Source organism: uncultured Slackia sp. (assembly GCF_944321625.1).
GTDB lineage: Bacteria > Actinomycetota > Coriobacteriia > Coriobacteriales > Eggerthellaceae > Slackia.
In genome coordinates this window covers 1-14,685 of record NZ_CALUMA010000048.1, presented here as the reverse complement: position 1 = coordinate 14,685, position 14,685 = coordinate 1, and the positions used below count along the sequence as shown (strand labels likewise).

The window sequence follows — 14,685 nt, the reverse complement described above, 5'->3', positions numbered from 1 at the left end:
GCCGCCCAGCATGTTCATCACGATCTGGCGGAACGCGTTGTTGAGTGCCTCTTCGGTCTTGGTGAAGCCGATGAGCAGGAACGAGCACAGCGTGGTGACTTCCCACGCGGTGTAGATCCATGCCATGTTGTCAGAAAGCACGATGTTGAACATGGCGGAGAGGAACGCGAACATGATGGCGAAGAACCACGGACGGCGGTCCTTCTGCTCGGGATGGTGGGCCTGGAAATCCTTCATATAGCCCAGGCCGTACACGCAGATGCCCGAGCCCACAATGCCGATAATCAGCGTCATGATGACGGTCAACTGGTCCACGCGCATCTGGCTCTCGAAGTGCACGCCATGCTGCACGGTGAGCTCGAACCACAGGCACACGCCAATCTGGATGAGCGCCAGGATGAGCGGCAGCAGACGACGGTAGCGCACCGCGTAGCACACCACGAACACGCCCACCGTGAGGTCAATCACCACATTGACGGCGCTCAGGAAGCCGCTCCATTCGTGTGGCAATTCGAAATACACGGGGCTTGCGCCTAGATACATGCCCGCGAAGGCGATAGATAGCACGCCGATGAGCGCGGCGAAGCCTATCGCGATCGCGTCGCGCGCCTTGTCGCTGCGCACTGCCAACATCAGCAGCGCGGCGACGCAGGGCACCATGATGAGGGCGACGATCATCTCCATCGTGAATGTTCCCCCTTTGCCTTACTCGTTCCGAAACATTCGCATAACAAAAGCGGCGAGGATTACTCGCCAGTAAGCACTTTAGCAAAGTGGATTGCCGTTCACCGGGAATTGGTACTGAATCACTGGCGTTTCGGGGTAAGCGCTTCGGTAAGCGGAGCGTCACGCCCCCTTCTAGCGGAGCGCCTTGTTTAAGCCACGCCCATCCTCAAGCTACGATCCCCTATCTGCACGCCCGCCCTCTCCTGCCCGAACGGCCGCCTTCTATTCGCACCCCATCCGTACATCCCACCCCACCCGCAAGCCCTTTCCTCTTACGCAAGTCCACTCCCCGCCCACCCGCGCGCCCCGTTCACATTAGAAAGGCCATTCAACGCCACCCGCGCGCCCATCCCCATCCGCAAGTTCTGCGCACCTGCATGCAAGCGGCAAGGTTTTTTGAATTAACGAACCAATCGGTATAAAAACTCTCTTATTGGCTAACTTTTCGAGGCCCATTTCCAAAAAAGGCCTTATTTGCGTGGCCATTTTAGGGCTGCTGGAGAACTCCTTTATGACGATGATATTTTGACCAGGCATTATGCTGGACAAAGTTATTGCATTGCGGATATGCGCCGTTGTAAGGCGGATTTCGTCACGCAAATAAGGCCGTTTTTATACGCGTCTTCCGATAACTTAGCCAATAAGAGGTTTTTTATACCAAGCACCATAGGCTTTCGGCCATGCGTCATAGAACCCCTACGCAGAAGCCGTCAATAGCTCGCGGCCAGCAGGCAAAGATGTCCGACACAGTCCGCGACCGAAAACCCCAATCAACTCTTTTACCTGGTCATCCCGCAATCGTCCAAACGGCAACCGAGCAGATAATCTTGCCGTAGCATCGCACGAAGTCTTTCGCCCCTGTGCTCAAAATCTTTCACCGTGGTCTGGAATTTCCTATGCAGATCGAGGCGAATGCGGTGAGCAAATTCAGGGAACTTTGAAGCCGACATGGAATCAAGCGTTGCAACGTAATAGCTATACCCTTCGCCCAAAAGGATATTAGCTTTGCGGGCGTCCCGCGCCACGCCTTCACGGGTGAAATGCCCATCATCACCGTGGTACTCAACAATCACACGTTGCTTCTGCCATACCAAATCACATTCGAAATAAGGCAAACCACGCGAATCCCAGCGCACACCGCCTGCAAGATTACCTTTGTCTGCAAGATACACCGACGAGTTGAGAGTTGGCTGCGGAAGCGCGAAACCGCCAAGTCTATGGGGAAGGCACAACGCCATGGACAAAGCCGACTCCATGGGAGAACGGCTTCGCCCAATCACATGCGGTAACGCCTGTATCGCCAGTTGGACCCCCTTTAACCCCCTGCCCTGCACTCCCCGTAACTCATTTACATAGGAGCGTAAGTCGTCAACGGTTATCAGCGCAGCGCGCTTCGATAGACGCCTTCTTTGCGCGAACAAAGGCTCGGGGCAACCGTCTTCCATCGCGCGCAAGGCCGGCTCGCGAGCGTATACGCCACACAGCATCATCGCGAAATGAATGAGATGCTCGATCGGCAAACGGCGAGCTAGCTGAATGAAGGTTAGCTCGGGTGACGCAATAAACATGCCCTCGCCTATCGAAAAGAATGACCCTGTCGGAAGTTCTTTCGTGCAAGAATGCGCAACGATACCGGGATGCCAACGCCTATCAAGACGAGACCCCACAAGGATATGAAGAGGTTCGCAAGGCAGCGAGGCAAGCAGATTTCGAGCGCGCTCCACGTCGCGCGCGGTTGGCGCGCCAAAGTCTTGGAGGGACATAACGCGGCGGAGCGCATGAGGGCCTTCGAGAGATTGGGACTCCCAAAAGAGCGCTGCCGATATGTCGGAGAGAACGATTGCCATGCCCATAGGCTAGCAAGCAGCAGGACGAAAAGGCGCCGCAAAGGCGAATTCCATAGTTGCTCACAGAACCGTTACCATGTCGTAATACCTGGTCAGAAGCCTGTGAATAACATTCGAGTTATCACATAGACAGCGAATAGGAACCGGTAAGATTTCGTGTAAAAAGAATCTAAAAGCGGCAAGATTCTGGTCAGAATAGGAACGAAATTCGGCAAGGTTCAGCCAGAGCGCGAAGGAATGGCGCAGGCACAGGTATTGGATATTGGCGTTGGTAACAACGTTGGTTTGCTATTGCGGTTAACATTGGTGTCGATATTGGCCACTGAGCCCCTTAGCGCGACCAATCTTCAAACGCGCTCAATCGCGGGGTGCGATGCGCTTGATGTAGACGGTCAGCTGCGACACGTTGAAAAGCGCACCGTCGCTTTTGCGGAACTGCTCGACCCTCCACACCTGCGTGCGCCCACCCTGACGAATGGGGTTGGCGACGGTCTTGATGGTATCGCCCACATGAACCGGCAGCAGATGCGTACTTGTGAGATCGAGGCCCACGGCGGTATGGGTAGTCAAGTCGATGCTCTCACGCGCCGCAAAACTCGCCGCATCCTCAGCCAGCATTGCGCTTATTCCTCCATGAAGGATGCCATCAGGCTGAAGCATCGCCTCAGAAACAGGAGTCTCAACGACGAATCCCTCATCGGTCATGCCAATCTGTTTCATACCTAAATCTTTTAGAATTCCCATTATTTCCCCTCTCTCACAAAGTTTCAATCAGCCAATGAATCCCTCAAAGTCATCCCATTGAAACGCAACGTGGATACGACCACAACTGTAGAATATCCCGCAAGTAGCAAATCATTACACGTATCTCATGAAAGAAATCGCTCGACCGCTGCGGAGATGAAGCTTTTCCCGAAAAGACACGGCGCAAAGCCACAAGAAATCGACGTGGCTATCATACCCCTATCTCGCATGCGCGGGCTTGCCGCCCCAGTAAAACTCGGCGAAGTGACGCTTGCTGGAACAGTCGCGCGGCATAAGATCGAGCGTCGCCGACGCCACATCGTGCGCGGCATTGGGGCGACGCAGGGCCTCGCCGTTCACAAGCATCGCCGTGATGCTCGAAGGATACGCATGAAGGTGCCGCAAGGTTGCCAGAAGCTCGCGGGGTGTGGTTGCGTGCATGCTGGCGCCCAGCGACGTAAGCAGCGCCGTATTCACCTTCTCTTGGCCGTACGAGCGGCCTAAGAGCACCATGGGAAGCCGTGCGCACAAACATTCCGTCACCGTGAGCCCGCCCGATTTACAGATGGCCAGATCGCTTGCCGCCATGAGCGCAGGCATGTCGTCCACATATCCCATCACGGTCATGTTCTCGATGGACATGTCATCCTGCGAACGCCGCAGATGGAGCGCATATTCCTCATCGCGCCCCGGCAAGAACACGAAATGCATGTCGGAAAGGCCCTTGAGATACGGCAACGTCTGATCCATCGTGGCGCGGAACCGCACATAAGGCTGCGGAAGGTGCGCACCCGCCATCACCAGCACCACCGTTTTATCCTTTGGCAGCCCCAGCCTGTCACGCACCGTATCTTTGTCGTACTCCACTTCTGCCGCCCCACGCACGGGAATGCCCGTAATCAGCATCTTTCGCTCGGGAACGTGCCGCGGGCGCAGCGTCTCGGCCATGCCCTCGGTTGCTACGCAGAACAGATCGCATTCCTTATGCGGCCACCAGCCCTCTATCTCGTAGTCGGTCGGCACGCACACGATGGGAAACGCCTGGCCTGTGAGCATGCGCGCCCCCACCGCGGCGTTGGCTGCAGTAATGTGCGTGCACACGATCGCGAGAGGCTTGCGCTCCTCCACGTAATCGGTGAACTTCTTGAACATGATGCGCGCCCACGACGTGCCGCCGCCCCACAGAAGGCGCCCGGTAAGCGTGAAACGCCAGGTGATGTCGTAAAACGGGCGCGTAGGCCCCGTGAACGCCGACGCCGTCTTATCGCCGTCGAACTTGATGCGCCCGAAGTCGAGGATATCGAGCACCTGCACCTCGGCATCGGCCGGGATGCGTTCGTCGCCTTCCGCGATAAGCCTCTCGAGCGCCTCCGCCACAGCGATGGCGGCGCTGCGATGCCCCGAGCCCACCGATGCATGCACCACGAGGACGCACGGGCGCTGCGCGGGGATTACCATAGCGTTTTCCTGGGAGGACTCGATGGAGGAGCCTGCATCCGCCATACGTACGCAATCGCCGGAAGATGCGCAGGCGAGCTCGCAGGAAGCACCCTGCTCCTCTTGCAAGCCCTGCACGGCGCCGACCGACAACGCTGCGGCGTCTTCGCGCACAGCGGCACCGTCGGCCTGCGCGACCATGGCGTCGGATTCTTTCGATTGATGCTCAGAAGCCATACATCCCCCTTGTTATCGAGCACGCCCAGCATAGCCCAACCGGACGCCCTCGCAGAGCACCGTTGCCGTTTCGGCGAAAATCCTCCGCAGCCGTCACATGCCCGACCGCAAGACACCGAAGACACAGCCAACCTTCTATCGCGATGGCATATACTGGTGGGTATGGCATTTTACGATTCGAACAACACGCCTCTCAATCATGACGCCTCGCGCGGGCGCTCCCTGGCGCGCGCCGTGCTCGACGCGTGCAACCCGCGCACGGCCCAGCGCGCGCTTGCCATCGCGCAATCCGAAAACGCCATCACGTCGCGCAAATGCCGCCGCGCGGGCGACAACACTGTGCTGTCTGCCTTCGTCGAATCGAGCACCGGCTGGGGCGGCTCGTATCGCGTATCCACCACGATTGATGAAGAAACGGCGTCGCTCGTCGACTACGCCTGCACTTGCCCCGCATCCTACCAGTTCGACGGGCCGTGCAAGCATTGCGCCGCGCTCGCGCTCACCTTCGCGCAGGACCCCGCATCCTTCGACGGATACGCCGAAACCCGCCGCAGCGCCACGTCGCCCGCACTCGTCGAATACCTGCGCCGCGCTGAGCGCGCCATGGCGCTCACCGAGCCTGGCACGGTCGATTTCGACGTCGAGCTGACGCACGCATACGGCCAATGGGCCGCCCGGTTCAAGATTGCCGGCCCGCAGGGGTCCTACGTGCTCAAAGACCTGGCGGAATTTCTGAAGCGAGTCCAGGAAGGCGCGACCTATTCCTATGGCAAGAAGCTCGCCTTTGCCCATGTGAACGAGGCGTTCACGCCCCGCGGACGCGCGGTGGTCGCCTTCCTTATGCAGGCCGACGCCGTGCGGCGAGAAAGCTCGAAAGCCGTATGGTACACCACACAGCCCGGCATCAAGGGCCGCGAACTGCCTCTGGCCGAAGAAGAAGTCGTGTCGCTTATCGCCGCGCTCGATACCGGCGAATCCCCCCTCGTTGCTGTGGAAGGCGCCGACGTGTCCAGCCGCCGCAGGTCGATGGCGCCCATCGTGAACGGCAACCCGCCCCTTTCTCTCTCAATCAGGCGCAAGACCGGCGGCTTCACGGTATCCAAGCCGAGCACGGCCCAGGTATTCGCCTCCAAAGACGGCATCGTCATCTGGTACGATGAATCGTTTTTCCGCTGCGACGCCGCAATCGCGCCTTGCCTCGACATTCTCCAAGCGGTTTTGGAATCCAATGCCGAAAACCTGTTCGTGAGCGACGCCGATATGCCGCTGTTCTGCGCGACAGCGCTTCCCGCGCTCGAGACGTGCATCCGAGTAGACGCCGATTCGGCGGTGGAGGAGTTTCGTCCCGTGCCCTGCTCGCTCGAATTCTATTTCGACAAGAACGCGCGATTCGTCACCTGCGATGCGTTCGCCATCTATGGGGATAAGCGATACCGCATTGTCGACGACGCGTTGGAAACAGCGTTTCCGCGCACCAGGACGCGTGACGTCGAAAGCGATGCGCCCGCACCCTTGCGCGACGCCCGCATAGAGGCGAAGGGGCGCGCCCTGCTACGGCGCTACTTCAGCGTCGAATATGTCGATGACGGCAGCAGGCTCGACATCGTGGCGCATATCCCCGCCACCGGCGACGACGCCCTTGCAAACCTGCTGTTCGGCGGGCTCGCCCAATTCCGGGATGCGGGCACGGTGTTCACCACCCCCGCCTTCGACCGCCTAATCTCTGACCGCAAGCCGCGCGTCACGATGGGTGTTTCGCTCGCGGGCAACCTCATCAATCTGACGGTTTCGGCCGACGACCTTCCCAGCGCGGAACTGGCTTCGCTGCTGGGAAGCTACCGCAGGCGCCGTCGTTACCACCGCCTCAAGAGCGGCGCGTTCATCGACCTTGAGCAGATGAACCTCGCCGACCTTGACCGCATCGCGTCCGACCTGGACATATCGGCCTCGCAGCTTTCGTCCGGCACCATAGAGCTGCCCGCATACCGCGCTTTCTACCTCGATGATGCGCTCCATGACGCGCATCGCGACGGATCGTTCATGCGCTATGTGGACGCATTCAAGGCCGTCGATCCTTCAAGCCATCGCGTTCCCGATGCCCTGGCAGGCGTGCTTCGCCCCTATCAGGAGGAAGGATTCCGCTGGCTCTCGACCCTCGCCGACATGGGATTCGAGGGCATCCTGGCCGACGAGATGGGTCTGGGCAAAACGCTGCAGTTGATGGCGTTTTTGCTCGACCGACAAAACGAGGCAAAGGCGGAAGGGCCCAGCCTCATCATCTGCCCCGCCTCGCTGGTGTACAACTGGGCGGCGGAATTCAAACGCTTCGCTCCCACGCTTAGCGTCGAACCCGTCGCGGGATCCAAGCGCGAACGCATGGCATCGCGCGCCCGTGCGGATGTCGACGTCTTTGTGACGTCGTACGACCTCGCGCGCATCGATGCAGCGGAATGGTCGCGCATCCATCTGTTTTGCTGCGCCCTGGACGAGGCGCAATACATCAAAAACCACGGCACGCTCACCGCGCGCGCCGTAAAGCGGCTCGATGCGCACCACCGCTTCGCGCTCACCGGCACCCCGATGGAAAACCGCCTGAGCGAGATCTGGAGCATCTTCGATTTCGTCATGCCGGGATTTTTAGGGTCGTACATGCGCTTCAAAGAGCGCTTCGAGCTCGACATCGTAGGCGGCGACGACGAGCGGGCACGACACCTTGCCTCGCTCGTCGGGCCGTTCATGCTGCGCCGCCTCAAGCGCGACGTGCTGACCGACCTGCCCGATAAATTGGAATCGGTTGTCGCCGTTCGCATGGAGCCCAAGCAGCGAAAGCTCTACGATGCCAGCGAACAGAAGCTGCGCGAAGAGCTGACCATCCAGCGGAAGGAGCGCAAGAAGAACCGCGAGCTCCCGCCGGAGCTTCGACGTCCTGCCGTGGAAGTGCTCGCCGAACTCACGAAGCTGCGGCAGATCTGCTGCGACCCGCGCCTTGCCTTCGAGGACTACAAGGGCGCGGGAGCAAAGCTCGACGCGATTTGCGACCTGGTGGAATCAGCGGCGAACGACGGTCAGAAAACGCTCGTATTTTCGCAGTTCACAAGCTTTTTGGACCTCATCGCGCAGAGGCTGGACGAATACGGCATCCTGTACTACACCATCACGGGCGCCACGCCCAAGCGGCGTCGCGTAGCGCTTGCCGAGACGTTCAACGCCGACGACACGCCCGCGTTCCTCATTTCGCTCAAGGCCGGCGGCACGGGACTCAACCTTACCGGCGCGTCGGTCGTGGTTCACGCCGACCCGTGGTGGAATGCCGCCGCGCAGAACCAGGCGACCGACCGAGCGCACCGCATCGGCCAGGAGAACGCCGTGAGCGTGTACCGCGTGATAGCGGAAGGCACTATCGAAGAGCGCATCGTGCGCCTACAGGAACAAAAGGCCGAACTGGCTGAGACCATCGTGGGCGCCGAAGGGGTATCGCTTGCCAACCTCACGCAGGAAGAACTGTTGGAATTGCTTGAGGGCTAAGTTTTTAAAAATAGTGCTTGACTTTCAAAGGTTGGCTGGTATCATACTTTCTTTCGTTTGAACGAGAACGCATCGGGTTGTGGCGCAGTTTGGTAGCGCACTTGACTGGGGGTCAAGGGGCCGCAGGTTCAAATCCTGTCAACCCGACCAGTAAATTCAAGAAGTCGACTCATCGAGTCGGCTTCTTTGTTTATCCGCAGAATATTGGGCGCTTTCGCTCCGAAATGCCGCACTCATATCGAGTTCGAGACGCGCCCGTCAAATCGTTACGGTGCGTTCGAAAGCACCCTTCGCATCGCGCTAGAGAATCGCAACAAGAATGTATGCGCCGATCGCACCACCAAGAATGCCTGCAACGAAACCCACTGTGGCGGCAATGGCGATCAACTTGACGTTTGCGCCCGACACCGCAGCGGCCGACGCATATTCCGCAGAAGAATCCCTTTCTTCAGAATCATCCACACCAGAAGCTTCCAGCGTTCCTTGCTGCCACAGTGCGCGCTCGGAGCCCTCGGCGGTCCTCATCTCGCATTCCTCCGCATATGCACGGCCTTCAGGCGTAAGCGCTCCGAAATAGAACGCCTCCCCATCGGATTCGCCATCCACGAAGCCATGGGCATGGAGCGAACGATAGAGGTCGCACATCTCGATATCGAACGCGCCCTCCTCGCCCGTCGGGCACAGCGCCGTGAACGCCGCGTACTGGGCATCGCCGCCCTCGCGCTCGACACGTGCAAGGCGAACAATCTCGGTAAGCTCCTCATCACTCAGCACGATTTCGTTCGAATCAGACATTCGTCGCTCCTTTCGTCCGTGTGTCGCGTTGTAATGTATCGCATATCAGCGCACATCCGTTCGAATCTTTCAATTATCCAAACAATAATAAGAAAGAGCCCTTTCTCTACCTGGCGCCTCCGCTCACGTCAAAGAGCAAAGGGCGAAGTCACCGAAGCATCATTCTCGAATGTCTAGTATCATGGAAAGGTACGACTCGGTCGGCACAGACAGAGGACACCGGGAGCATCCGCGACGCAAAGGGTCAACGCCCCTCGCGCACCCCGTCCGACCTCACTGCCAACCGCTAAACGCCGCATGAGACGAAAGGAATGACGATGGAGGATTATAAGAAGGAATTCATCGAGTTCATGGTGGAATCCGACGTGCTGAAGTTCGGCGAATTCACGCTCAAGAGCGGCCGCAAGAGCCCGTTTTTCATGAATGCCGGCGCCTATGTGACGGGCTACCAGCTCAAGAAGCTCGGTGAATACTATGCACGCGCCATCCATGACAACTTCGGCCTGGATTTCGATGTCCTGTTCGGCCCTGCGTACAAGGGCATTCCGCTGTCCGTGGTTACCGCCATCGCCATGCACGAGCTCTACGGCAAAGAGGTACGCTACTGCTCCAACCGCAAGGAGGTCAAGGACCACGGTGCCGATGCGGGCAATCTGCTGGGAGCCGAGCTGCATGACGGCGACCGCGTGGTGATGGTCGAGGACGTGACCACCTCGGGCAAGTCCATCGACGAGACCTACCCCATCGTGACCGGCGCCGCGAACGTCGAAATCAAGGGCCTTATCGTGAGCCTCAACCGCATGGAAGTGGGCAAAGGCGGCAAAGTGACCGCTCAGCAGGAAGTCCAGGAGAAGTACGGCTTCCCCGTCGCCTCCATCGTGAGCATGGCCGAGGTGACCGAGCACCTGTACAACCACGAGTGCCAGGGCAAGATGGTCATCGACGACAAGATCAAAGCCGCCATCGACGCCTATTACGAGCAGTACGGTGTCAAATAGACCGACTTTGGCTAGACCTATACGGTCTATACTCAACAGCCGCAAAGAGAAAGGCGACCGCAAGGTCGCCTTTTTTGTTAGTAGAACTCGGGCTTGAGGGAGCGGCCCAAAAGCTCGCCCACCACATCGGCAGGCGGAACGTCCTCCCACACGATCGAGCGCACCTTGTCGGCGATGGGAAGATCCACGCCGTGCTTCGTCGCGAGCGTGTGCAGCGTGCGGCAGGCGTAGGCGCCCTCGACCACCATGTGCGTCTCGGCGCGATACTCGTCGAGCGTGGTGCCCTGGGCCAGACGGTAGCCGAACGTGCGGTTGCGCGAATGCTCGCTCATGCAGGTGACAATCATATCCCCCATGCCGGCAAGCCCCATGCACGTCATGGCCTGGCCGCCGCACGCCTCGACAAGACGGCTCATCTCGGCCGACCCGCGCGTCATCAAGAGCGCCGCGGTGTTGTCGCCGAACCCCATGCCGTACGACGCGCCCACGGCGATAGCGACCACGTTCTTGAACGCGGCGCAGATCTCGGCGCCGATGATGTCATCGCTCACATACGTGCGGAACCAATCCGTCGCAAACAGCTCCTGGAACACGCGAGCGGTGTCGGCGCCCTTCGACGCCACCACGGTGCCGGAGGGGATGCCCTTGATCACTTCTTCGGCATGGTTGGGTCCGGTCACGGCGGCGATGCGCTCCATACCGTCCAGCACTTCGGCGAACACCTCCGCAGGAAGCAGGCCGGTGCTCTCCTCGACGCCCTTCGAGCAGATAGCGATAGGCGTCGTGGGCGAAACGAACGGTTTGATGGCCATCGCGGTCTCGCGCATGGTATTCGACGGCGTCACGATAACCACGGCCTCAGCGCCCTCAAGCACCTCGGCATGACTCGTAGACGCTCTCACGTTCTCGCTCACGGGAGAATCCACCAGATAACGCGGGTTGAGATGGCGCTCGTTGATCCCTGCGCACACCTCATCCTTGCGCGCCCACAGCATGACCTGATTGCCCGCGCTTCCCAAAAGATGCGCGATGGCGGTTCCCCAGGAACCGGCGCCGATGACTGAAACCAACATGTCGAACCTCCGCACTCTATGCGTCGCGGCTGCCCGGCCTCAGCCGAACAGCCGCGTAAACGCTTCAAACATACCGCACGACGCCAATCAGAGCGTCTGCCTAAGCCTCTTCCTTCTTGTCGCCGATGCGACGCTCGCATCCCGCACGAAGGCGTCAGCTGTTCTCGCGATGCGCCCACACGACCACGATCGCGGTCAGCGCGAAGCACGCAATAGCAGGCCAATCGCCCCAGTAAAACACGCAGGCAAAGAACGGACATGCCACGGCGGCGGCGATAGAGCCGACAGACACATACTTCGTCGAGAGGACCAGTACGGCGAAAATCGCAAGCTCAGCGCAGGCACCCGCAACGCCGAACGACATGAACAGACATCCCACGGCGACGGCGATGCCCTTGCCGCCCTTGAATCCCAGCCAAGGGCTGAAGATGTGCCCCAGCGTGCAGCCGGCAGTCGCGGCGCCCATCATAAAGCCATACGTCACGCCGGATTCCGAAGCAAGCCCGCCACCGGGAATCAAGAACCACAGGGCGAGCATCGCAATCACGCCGGAAAGCAGCCCCTTGCCGAAGTCGAGCAGGAACACCGCGCCGCCTCCGACCTTGCCCATGGTGCGCATGGCGTTGGTGGTGCCGATGTTGCCAGAGCCGTGCTCGCGAATGTCCGTGTGGTAGAACACGCGCGAGATGATGAGGCCCCACGGGATAGAGCCCAGCAAAAACGCGATGGCAAAAACGCCGATCAGAACAAGCAGGGAGGACATGACGCTAGTCCCTCCTCTTGAACTTCAGCTTGATGGGCGTGCCTGCGAAATCGAATTCCTGACGCAGGCGGTTCTCAAGATAACGCTCGAAATTGTCGTTGACGATTTCGGGGTGGTTGCAGAAGAACGTGAATTCGGGCGGGCATTCGCGCGTCTGCGTGACGTACTTGAGGCGCAGGACCTTCTTGCCCTTGCTCACCGTGTGGCCGAACTCGCGCAGCCCCTCGAGCCAGATGTTGAGCTTGCTCGTGGACACACGCTTGGAGTAGTTCTCGAACGCCGAATCCACAGCGCTCCAGATGCGGGAAACGCCCTTGCCCGTAAGAGCCGAGATGCTGATGACGGGCGCGAAGCCCACGAACATCATGCGGTCGCCGATGCGCTCGCGCAGATCTTCAAGAACCTCGCCGTTTTCCACGGCGTCGCGCTTGTTGAGCAGCACCACCATGGCGCAGTTGCGCTCGGCCGCATAACCGGCGACGCGCTGGTCCTGGTCGGTCAGGCCCAGCGTGGCGTCGATCACCAGAAGCGCCACGTCGGCGCGATCGATCGCACGCATCGCACGCACGAAGCCGTAGTATTCGACGTCTTCGTCGATCTGGCTCTTGCGGCGCAGACCCGCCGTGTCCACGATGCGGTAGCGCTTGCCCTCGTGCTCCACCACCGTATCGATGGCGTCGCGCGTGGTGCCCGCCACGTCGCTCACGATGGAGCGGTCCTGGCCGATGAGGCGGTTGGTGAGCGAGCTCTTGCCCGCGTTGGGACGGCCGATGATAGCCACGTTGATGGCGTCGTCGGGCTCGGGGTCATCGTGCTGGACGCCCTTCAGGTTCTCCACCACGGCGTCCAGCAGGTCGCCCGTGCCGTTGCCATGCACGGCGGAAACCGGCCACGGATCGCCCAGGCCAAGCTGATAGAACTCCCAGATGGGGTCCTCCACGCCCGGGGTATCCAGCTTGTTCACCGCCAGAAGCACCGGAGCCTTGCCGCGCTTCAGGATGCGCGCGACCTCAACGTCGTCGGGAACGATGCCCGTCCGACCGTCCACGAGAAAGATGACCACGTCGGCCTCTTCCGCGCCCATGAACGCCTGCTTGCGGATGGAGCCCTGGAACGCGTCGTCGTCGCCCATCTCGATGCCGCCGGTGTCGATGAGGGTGAAATGGACGCCGTTCCACTCCGCCTCGTGGTACGAGCGGTCGCGCGTGACGCCGCGCATCTCGTGCACGATGGCGTCCTGCGCCTGCGCAATGCGATTGACCAGCGTGGATTTGCCCACATTCGGGCGGCCCACCACTGCAACGATTGGTAATGCCATACTGTCTTCCTTACAGGTATCCTTCAGAGCCGCAGGTCTACCCCGCTATAAGCTCTTCAATCTCGTTAAGGTATTCTGCCGCGCTACAGGATACCACGGTGACGGGCATTCCCGCCGTATCCCTGATATCGTCCACGGTCATATCATCCAGCGTCACGCCGTCGGCGTTGAACATGATGCGCGGCACCACCACGAAATCGTGCGCCGAAACGCCGCGAATCGCCCGTGCCACGTCGCTTCCGCACAGAAGGCCCGTCACATCCACGTTGCCGCCGAAATGCTCGTTCTTCACGAAAAGGGGCACGAGCAGATCGCGCAGGGGCGAATCCTGCAGAAGGGCGTCGGTCACGCCGCGCTGCGCCTCGCCCAGCACGTAGTACACGCGCGCGTTCTCTTCCTCGAGAACCGCTGCGAGGCGATGCTGCGCCTCGACGCAAGCGGCCCACTCGTCCATCTGCGTGCGTACGATGCCGATGCCGTCTTCGAACATAGAGAAATCGCCATAATGCTCAGTAGGAGGAACGTGCGCGAGCACCTCGCCGGGATATGCGTTGCAGTAGAACTCGTCGGCGAGATACACCCACGGATACCCCTTTTCTGCTTGGGCATGGCGCTGGAACGGCTCCACCGCCTCAATGACAGCACGCGCGTCTTCAGACGCGTCGAAGCTCTTTTCGAAGAGCGTCTGGTGCTTGGTGAACCCGAGCGGCACAATGCCCACGTTTTTGATGCCTTCGCGCAGATACACCCAGGCCAGCGTGCGCGCCAGTTCGGCGCCGTCGTTCATGTCGGGCACGAGCACGATCTGAACATGCAGCTCGATGCCGCCCTCAAGCAAGCGCTCAATCATCTCGATGCCGCGTGGCGCATGCTTGCCGATCATCTTCTGGCGCACATCGGGGCTTACGGCGTGCAGCGAAACGCGCAGCGGCGAAATCTGGCGCTCGATAATCGTGTCTGCATCCTCGTCGGAGAGGTTGGTAAGCGTGACGAAGTTGCCCTGCAGAAAACTCAGGCGCCAGTCGTCGTCGCGCAGGACCAGCGTGTCGCGCGACTCCTTGGGAAGCTGCCGCATGAAGCAGAACACGCAGGCGTTTTTGCACGTGCGGATGCCGTCGAACACCGCGCCGTCGAACGTGATGCCCCAGCTCTCTCCCTCGTCGCGATACAGCTGGACCTCGCCGGCATCGCCCTGCGTGTCGATGTAGGAAAGCGTCACCTC

At 60.1% G+C, this 14,685-nt stretch carries 11 protein-coding genes, 1 tRNA gene and 1 pseudogene; 3 read left to right on the top strand and 10 right to left on the bottom strand.

The window, feature by feature from the left end; genetic code table 11:
- The 5 genes and pseudogenes from Q0J60_RS04750 to Q0J60_RS04730 form a co-directional block, all read right to left on the bottom strand.
- A pseudogene (locus tag Q0J60_RS04750) lies at positions 1 to 684 on the bottom strand (hydrogenase); the annotation flags it as partial.
- Positions 685 to 1,041: 357 nt separating this feature from the next.
- The gene (locus tag Q0J60_RS04745; protein WP_294439093.1) at positions 1,042 to 1,326 is read right to left on the bottom strand and encodes a hypothetical protein; all 285 of its coding nucleotides are present in this window, start codon (positions 1,324 to 1,326) and stop codon (positions 1,042 to 1,044) included.
- A 179-nt stretch (positions 1,327 to 1,505) separates the two neighbouring features.
- Entirely contained in the window at positions 1,506 to 2,294 is a 789-nt protein-coding gene (locus tag Q0J60_RS04740; RefSeq protein ID WP_294439092.1) for a hypothetical protein, read from the bottom strand.
- Between the two features lie 636 nt (positions 2,295 to 2,930).
- Positions 2,931 to 3,317 (bottom strand): PaaI family thioesterase, encoded by a 387-nt coding sequence (locus Q0J60_RS04735; RefSeq protein WP_294439091.1) that lies wholly within the window; start codon positions 3,315 to 3,317, stop codon positions 2,931 to 2,933.
- Between the two features lie 219 nt (positions 3,318 to 3,536).
- A complete protein-coding gene (locus tag Q0J60_RS04730; RefSeq protein WP_294439090.1) occupies positions 3,537 to 4,991 on the bottom strand; it encodes a glycosyltransferase in 1,455 nt (484 codons plus the stop codon).
- Positions 4,992 to 5,153: 162 nt separating this feature from the next.
- Between Q0J60_RS04730 and Q0J60_RS04725 the strand changes: the two genes are divergently transcribed.
- Both Q0J60_RS04725 and Q0J60_RS04720 read left to right on the top strand, forming a co-directional pair.
- Positions 5,154 to 8,516, top strand: a complete 3,363-nt coding sequence (locus Q0J60_RS04725) for a DEAD/DEAH box helicase (RefSeq protein WP_294439089.1) — start codon at positions 5,154 to 5,156, stop codon at positions 8,514 to 8,516.
- Positions 8,517 to 8,589: 73 nt separating this feature from the next.
- A tRNA-Pro gene (locus tag Q0J60_RS04720) sits at positions 8,590 to 8,666 on the top strand.
- Positions 8,667 to 8,816: 150 nt separating this feature from the next.
- Here Q0J60_RS04720 and Q0J60_RS04715 read toward each other — a convergent pair.
- A complete protein-coding gene (locus Q0J60_RS04715; protein ID WP_294439088.1) occupies positions 8,817 to 9,311 on the bottom strand; it encodes a hypothetical protein in 495 nt (164 codons plus the stop codon).
- 317 nt (positions 9,312 to 9,628) lie between these two features.
- On the opposite strand from Q0J60_RS04715, the gene pyrE reads away from it, so the two are divergent.
- Positions 9,629 to 10,309, top strand: coding sequence for an orotate phosphoribosyltransferase (pyrE, locus tag Q0J60_RS04710; protein ID WP_294439087.1), 681 nt, complete (start codon positions 9,629 to 9,631; stop codon positions 10,307 to 10,309).
- Between the two features lie 77 nt (positions 10,310 to 10,386).
- On the opposite strand, the gene Q0J60_RS04705 is transcribed toward pyrE, so the two are convergent.
- The 4 genes from Q0J60_RS04705 to Q0J60_RS04690 all read right to left on the bottom strand — a co-directional run.
- Entirely contained in the window at positions 10,387 to 11,382 is a 996-nt protein-coding gene (locus tag Q0J60_RS04705) for an NAD(P)H-dependent glycerol-3-phosphate dehydrogenase (protein WP_294439086.1), read from the bottom strand.
- 154 nt (positions 11,383 to 11,536) lie between these two features.
- Positions 11,537 to 12,145 carry a glycerol-3-phosphate acyltransferase gene (locus Q0J60_RS04700; protein ID WP_294439085.1) on the bottom strand — a complete coding sequence of 203 codons (609 nt, stop codon included), beginning with the start codon at positions 12,143 to 12,145 and terminating at the stop codon, positions 11,537 to 11,539.
- Positions 12,146 to 12,149: 4 nt separating this feature from the next.
- Positions 12,150 to 13,463 (bottom strand): ribosome biogenesis GTPase Der, encoded by a 1,314-nt coding sequence (gene der / locus Q0J60_RS04695; RefSeq protein WP_294439084.1) that lies wholly within the window; start codon positions 13,461 to 13,463, stop codon positions 12,150 to 12,152.
- A 37-nt stretch (positions 13,464 to 13,500) separates the two neighbouring features.
- Positions 13,501 to 14,685 (bottom strand): DUF512 domain-containing protein (locus Q0J60_RS04690; protein WP_294439083.1); only part of this gene is annotated, 1,185 nt, incomplete at its 5' end.